The following is a 4,000-nucleotide window of genomic DNA, read 5'->3' as shown; positions in this document are numbered from 1 at the left end:
CCTTTACTGTATGTAAGCATTAATAACCATCCTCACTATGTCTCGTATTTAATTCATGTGTATGCTCATGTGCTTTTTGAACTTCTCACTCTACAATCTCATGTTCATGATCATCTTCACCATTTTCTGTTGTTGTAGTTTTCCCATTGCCTTCTTCATCTACTTTGTACTTGTGATAGTGTTCATCATGATAATGCTCATCATGTAACCCTTCTGCTTCGGTTGTAACCCCTTCTTGGGCTTCTTCTTCATTTAAATAATTATATAATCTCATAATTTATGTCCTTCTATCTTCTAATATTTCGGCTGATATACGGAAATATGCAAAACTATTCAAATCATCGCCAAATGTAAAAGAGAAATGATCTTCATACTCTGACTTAATAGTATGAGGATTTGATAACTCAATATCTACTGTTATTCATGTATAATTTCCATCATATCCTATATTAGTAACTCTGGTGTTGAAGAGATTTAATACTTCTATTAAATCTGTTACTACATAAGAGAAGATAATTTCTCCTTCAAATGTTCTTATATATGTTATACCGTCAACTAGTTGTACTCCTAATAATCCATTATACGGAATATTAGGTACTGTGCCATCTGTTAAAGTAGAATTATATGGAGCAGCTATTGCCATAGAAATTCCATTTACGTGTCATCAAGTACCTTTTGGAGGTGAAATAGAAAATCGAGCAATTCCACCTGCCACATATTCAAGTCTCATATCATCTAAATAGAAATTTGGAGGATCATTATATCCAACTATCTCAAATCTCATCGCATCATAATCATCTGATAAAACACCAAAATCATCAAAAGGAATGTTGAATTTCTGTCATTCATCCACATTTCCTGCATTTATATAGTTATCTAAATTGACAGAAAATTCAGAAACTTGCATGTCTAAGTTTGTATTTCAAATACGTATCAATACTCCATCTCTTCCATCTTCTCATTCACTATCTACATAAATTCAACCTGCAAATCTATTGTAGTCTGAACCAGATAAAAGTGTATCATTTTGTAACTGAAAAATATCTCCATCATCACATTTAACACATGCTATACTTTGATTTCCGGTATGTGCTTGATCTGTTGATGAAAAATCAAAATCATTAGGACCTCCTACTATAGTAGTTGCTGTTCAATAAGTGTTATCATTTCCATCATGAACTCACTCTGTATCATCTACTTGACTAAAATCTTGGTTCATGTTTTGTCCATATGTAGGATTTGTAAAGAATACTTTTTTATTCAAGTATTCCTTATATTCTTGGGTTAAAACATGAACACCATTTCTATTTTCTTTTGTCTCTATAGTAGCTTGTTTTGCCGAACTTGGATCATATAATATAGAATTTATTGACATATTAATCCTCTTTTATATTTCAGGTAAGAAAAAGAATTGTACTCAAAAATCAAGTTCTGAACCGCCACTATCAGCATAAAATCTAATAGATGTATTTCTTGTTAATATTGTTCAATTATCAAATTGATACCTTTTAGGAACACCTGCTTGTAAACGAACAATGTTTCTAAGTCCTCCATTAGATAATCCACCTATATCTTCCCCATAGTAGAATATCCCTCCTGCTTGTTGATTAGAACCAAAATTACAGTTTTCAGGTTGTAAATCAGTACCGTTAGTAGGCGTTCCAATGGGGTTTCTATAAAGCATTATCTTCTCGTCTGTTTCACATCAAAACTCAGTTGCTACGATAATAAGAGGAATATCTATCCTATTTTTGATATATAGAAAATCAGCTGAAGGCGAAGGTGTAATAGTATCAGTTAATGTATAGGAACCTGCAAATCTATAATTTGAATATGCTGCAACTGGAAGTACTGTTGAAAATGTCTCAAGTTGCCCTCTTCTATTTACTTCTGCTGATATACTATTTGATGGACCTTGTATTTGTAATCCCATGATATTCTCCTTTAACAATTCTCTCAGTTAAAATAAAATTTAGTAGATATGGAAGCTTTTCCAACTTCTTCGGGTTCAAATGTAAAAAGAACTGAATTTCTATAACCTAAAATTATACCTGAAATATTTTCTAAGGTTAAATTTGTAGTTACTAAAGAAGTAGAAAAACTTTCCGTATTAGATAAATCAACAGTCATTCCATCACTATCTGATTGGTCTCATTTATAACATAACATATCTGCATCAAGAAATGATGAAAAATTCATGTTATGTACTGTACATTCAGTATAATTACCTGTCGGAACGGGCGGATTTATATAAACTCTCTTTATCATAGATCTGTTATGGTTTGTATCACCTCTATTATAAGAGTAATCTATAGAATCAAAAAACAACTTCAAATCAGTGTTATCATTTCTCATGTATAATAATGGATGTTCATTTGTAGAATTAAAAGTCATGGCGTCAGTTGTTGTTGAATATGCTCTATTATTTCTTGCTGAAATTTCTGAAATTTCAGACATATTTGTAGAATGTACCGCCAATCTATTATAAGTATCGACATGTACTCAATATGCTTTTCCTGTTCCGTCTTGTATTTGCATATTATTCTCCTATATCTCGTCTATTGAATTCTCTGTTAGAATACTTAGTTGAAAATTGAGTATTCTTAATTGTTCTAAAATCTGTTCTTGATATTGATCACTGTTTTGATCATATACTTTAACTTTGTCTTGTTGTGGGCCTACTGTTGTAAGTTTAGTTAAGTTCCCATCCGTATCAGTTGCAAGGGATGTTCGTGAATATATGATCATAAAATACTCCTATTATCTTATTTTTCTCACAAAACTCTTTCCATTATCATCATAGGTACGAACATAAAAAGGACGTAAGGAGTTCCTTGTTTTCTGTACATACTTCTGTGCATTAGATCCAGAAGGGAAACGCATTCTCTTTCTGTTTCCTTCCATATTTGAGTAAAAATACTTCTTTGGTATGTCAAATACTGGGTATTCTTCAGTACCTTGTTTTACTACATCATCAGCATTAACTCCTTCAACGTCAGTAGGATAACCTTGCTCTTGTTCTGTTCCAGTACCTGCACTTCCAGAATTGGTATCTTTTACTGCATCATCAGTAGGTGTAAAGTCTTGTGTAAATTCGCCTGCCATAAATATCTTCTCCTTTACAAAATTTTGTTCTGTCTCTATATTATTTATATTCTTTTACTTATTTATATTTTACTTTCAATAATAGAAGGTGTTATTGTGTTGAAAAATTCGTACATCTCAAAAAAGTACATATCAGGTAAGTTAGTTTCTTTTTCCCAAGACATATGAATAAATCTTATATCTTCAAGATGGTCTTTTAGAGCATAAAACAACCCCCTAGAGATCCCAACTCAGGGGGCACTAAAACCTTTCTTCTTGAATATTAGCATTGGATATTTATTTGATAACTCTGCGTCCTCCGTACATTGTTCTCAGAATTCTTTTATTGGATCTGATTTGTTATATTTGAGAAATTTATCAAGAGAGGCGTTGTCATAACCACTCTTACATTCTATAGTTATCTTATCACATAAAATCTTTCCCTCTTCTCTTACTGCATATATATCTCCTGAAAACTCTCTTCCAGCATCACCTTCACTCATGGTGAACACAGATCCACTTCCAGCAGATCTTCATACACAGAGAGGTTTTTCTGTTCCATTTAATCACTTACTAATTTTCTTGCATACTATTCTTTCCCAACTTCCACCTTTTGCCATTTTTGATGTTTCTCTCCTTTATTGACTGCATCTTAATTCATGATATCTACAATCTGTTTGGTCATGTGCTTTATCGTGACATTCTTCACATAAAGTGATACATATATCTTCATCAGCACTTTCTATCGGATTCCATTGTATCCCTTCCATATGATGACACTCTATATTTACTTCTAATTCATCTTTATGATAACCACATCTTTGACAGGTATAATTATCTCTTTCTTTAACTATCTGGCTTAATTCAGGTTGTACTTCTCTATCTCTTGGCGGTGATTGACCTTCTGGATATAATT

At 32.2% G+C, this 4,000-nt stretch carries 9 protein-coding genes and 1 pseudogene; 1 reads left to right on the top strand and 9 read right to left on the bottom strand.

All coding sequences use genetic code 11. From position 1 onward, the window contains the following. Nucleotides 1-85 precede the first annotated feature (85 nt). The 6 genes from QZ276_RS01555 to QZ276_RS01530 all read right to left on the bottom strand — a co-directional run bounded on the left by QZ276_RS01555 (nt 86) and on the right by QZ276_RS01530 (nt 2,130). Nucleotides 86-274: a hypothetical protein gene (locus QZ276_RS01555; RefSeq protein ID WP_292484658.1), complete on the bottom strand. Its 189-nt coding sequence runs from the start codon at nt 272-274 to the stop codon at nt 86-88. Nucleotides 275-421: 147 nt separating this feature from the next. After that, a complete protein-coding gene (locus QZ276_RS01550) occupies nt 422-643 on the bottom strand; it encodes a hypothetical protein (protein ID WP_292484656.1) in 222 nt (73 codons plus the stop codon). Between the two features lie 537 nt (nt 644-1,180). Beyond that, the gene (locus QZ276_RS01545) at nt 1,181-1,375 is read right to left on the bottom strand and encodes a hypothetical protein (RefSeq protein WP_292484653.1); all 195 of its coding nucleotides are present in this window, start codon (nt 1,373-1,375) and stop codon (nt 1,181-1,183) included. A 111-nt stretch (nt 1,376-1,486) separates the two neighbouring features. Beyond that, nucleotides 1,487-1,684, bottom strand: a complete 198-nt coding sequence (locus QZ276_RS01540) for a hypothetical protein (protein ID WP_292484652.1) — start codon at nt 1,682-1,684, stop codon at nt 1,487-1,489. Between the two features lie 21 nt (nt 1,685-1,705). Continuing rightward, entirely contained in the window at nt 1,706-1,933 is a 228-nt protein-coding gene (locus QZ276_RS01535) for a hypothetical protein (protein WP_292484650.1), read from the bottom strand. Between the two features lie 23 nt (nt 1,934-1,956). Beyond that, a complete protein-coding gene (locus QZ276_RS01530) occupies nt 1,957-2,130 on the bottom strand; it encodes a hypothetical protein (RefSeq protein WP_292484648.1) in 174 nt (57 codons plus the stop codon). Nucleotides 2,131-2,353: 223 nt separating this feature from the next. Here QZ276_RS01530 and QZ276_RS01525 point away from each other — a divergent pair, with 223 nt between their 5' ends. Beyond that, complete coding sequence (locus QZ276_RS01525) at nt 2,354-2,488, top strand: hypothetical protein (RefSeq protein ID WP_292484646.1); 135 nt, start codon at nt 2,354-2,356, stop codon at nt 2,486-2,488. 272 nt (nt 2,489-2,760) lie between these two features. On the opposite strand, the gene QZ276_RS01520 is transcribed toward QZ276_RS01525, so the two are convergent. The 3 genes and pseudogenes from QZ276_RS01520 to QZ276_RS01510 all read right to left on the bottom strand — a co-directional run. Beyond that, a complete protein-coding gene (locus tag QZ276_RS01520) occupies nt 2,761-3,105 on the bottom strand; it encodes a hypothetical protein (protein ID WP_292484645.1) in 345 nt (114 codons plus the stop codon). Between the two features lie 311 nt (nt 3,106-3,416). Then, on the bottom strand, nt 3,417-3,587 hold the full coding sequence (locus tag QZ276_RS01515; RefSeq protein WP_292484643.1) for a hypothetical protein: 171 nt from the start codon (nt 3,585-3,587) through the stop codon (nt 3,417-3,419). Between the two features lie 135 nt (nt 3,588-3,722). Next, nucleotides 3,723-4,000: pseudogene (locus QZ276_RS01510) on the bottom strand (hypothetical protein); the annotation flags it as partial.

The organism is Methanohalobium sp., assembly GCF_018609725.1.
Lineage (GTDB): Archaea > Halobacteriota > Methanosarcinia > Methanosarcinales > Methanosarcinaceae > Methanohalobium.
This window is presented reverse-complemented; position numbering and strand designations above follow the sequence as displayed.

Excerpts from the sequence above, each read along its gene's own strand:
- QZ276_RS01550 (WP_292484656.1), bottom strand. The coding sequence starts at position 643 with ATGGCAATAGCTGCTCCATATAATTCTACTTTAACAGATGGCACAGTA.
- QZ276_RS01545 (WP_292484653.1), bottom strand. The coding sequence starts at position 1,375 with ATGTCAATAAATTCTATATTATATGATCCAAGTTCGGCAAAACAAGCT.
- QZ276_RS01535 (WP_292484650.1), bottom strand. The coding sequence starts at position 1,933 with ATGGGATTACAAATACAAGGTCCATCAAATAGTATATCAGCAGAAGTA.
- QZ276_RS01540 (WP_292484652.1), bottom strand. The coding sequence starts at position 1,684 with ATGCTTTATAGAAACCCCATTGGAACGCCTACTAACGGTACTGATTTA.
- QZ276_RS01525 (WP_292484646.1), top strand. The coding sequence starts at position 2,354 with ATGTATAATAATGGATGTTCATTTGTAGAATTAAAAGTCATGGCGTCA.
- QZ276_RS01520 (WP_292484645.1), bottom strand. The coding sequence starts at position 3,105 with ATGGCAGGCGAATTTACACAAGACTTTACACCTACTGATGATGCAGTA.
- QZ276_RS01530 (WP_292484648.1), bottom strand. The coding sequence starts at position 2,130 with ATGACTGTTGATTTATCTAATACGGAAAGTTTTTCTACTTCTTTAGTA.
- QZ276_RS01555 (WP_292484658.1), bottom strand. The coding sequence starts at position 274 with ATGAGATTATATAATTATTTAAATGAAGAAGAAGCCCAAGAAGGGGTT.
- QZ276_RS01515 (WP_292484643.1), bottom strand. The coding sequence starts at position 3,587 with ATGAGTGAAGGTGATGCTGGAAGAGAGTTTTCAGGAGATATATATGCA.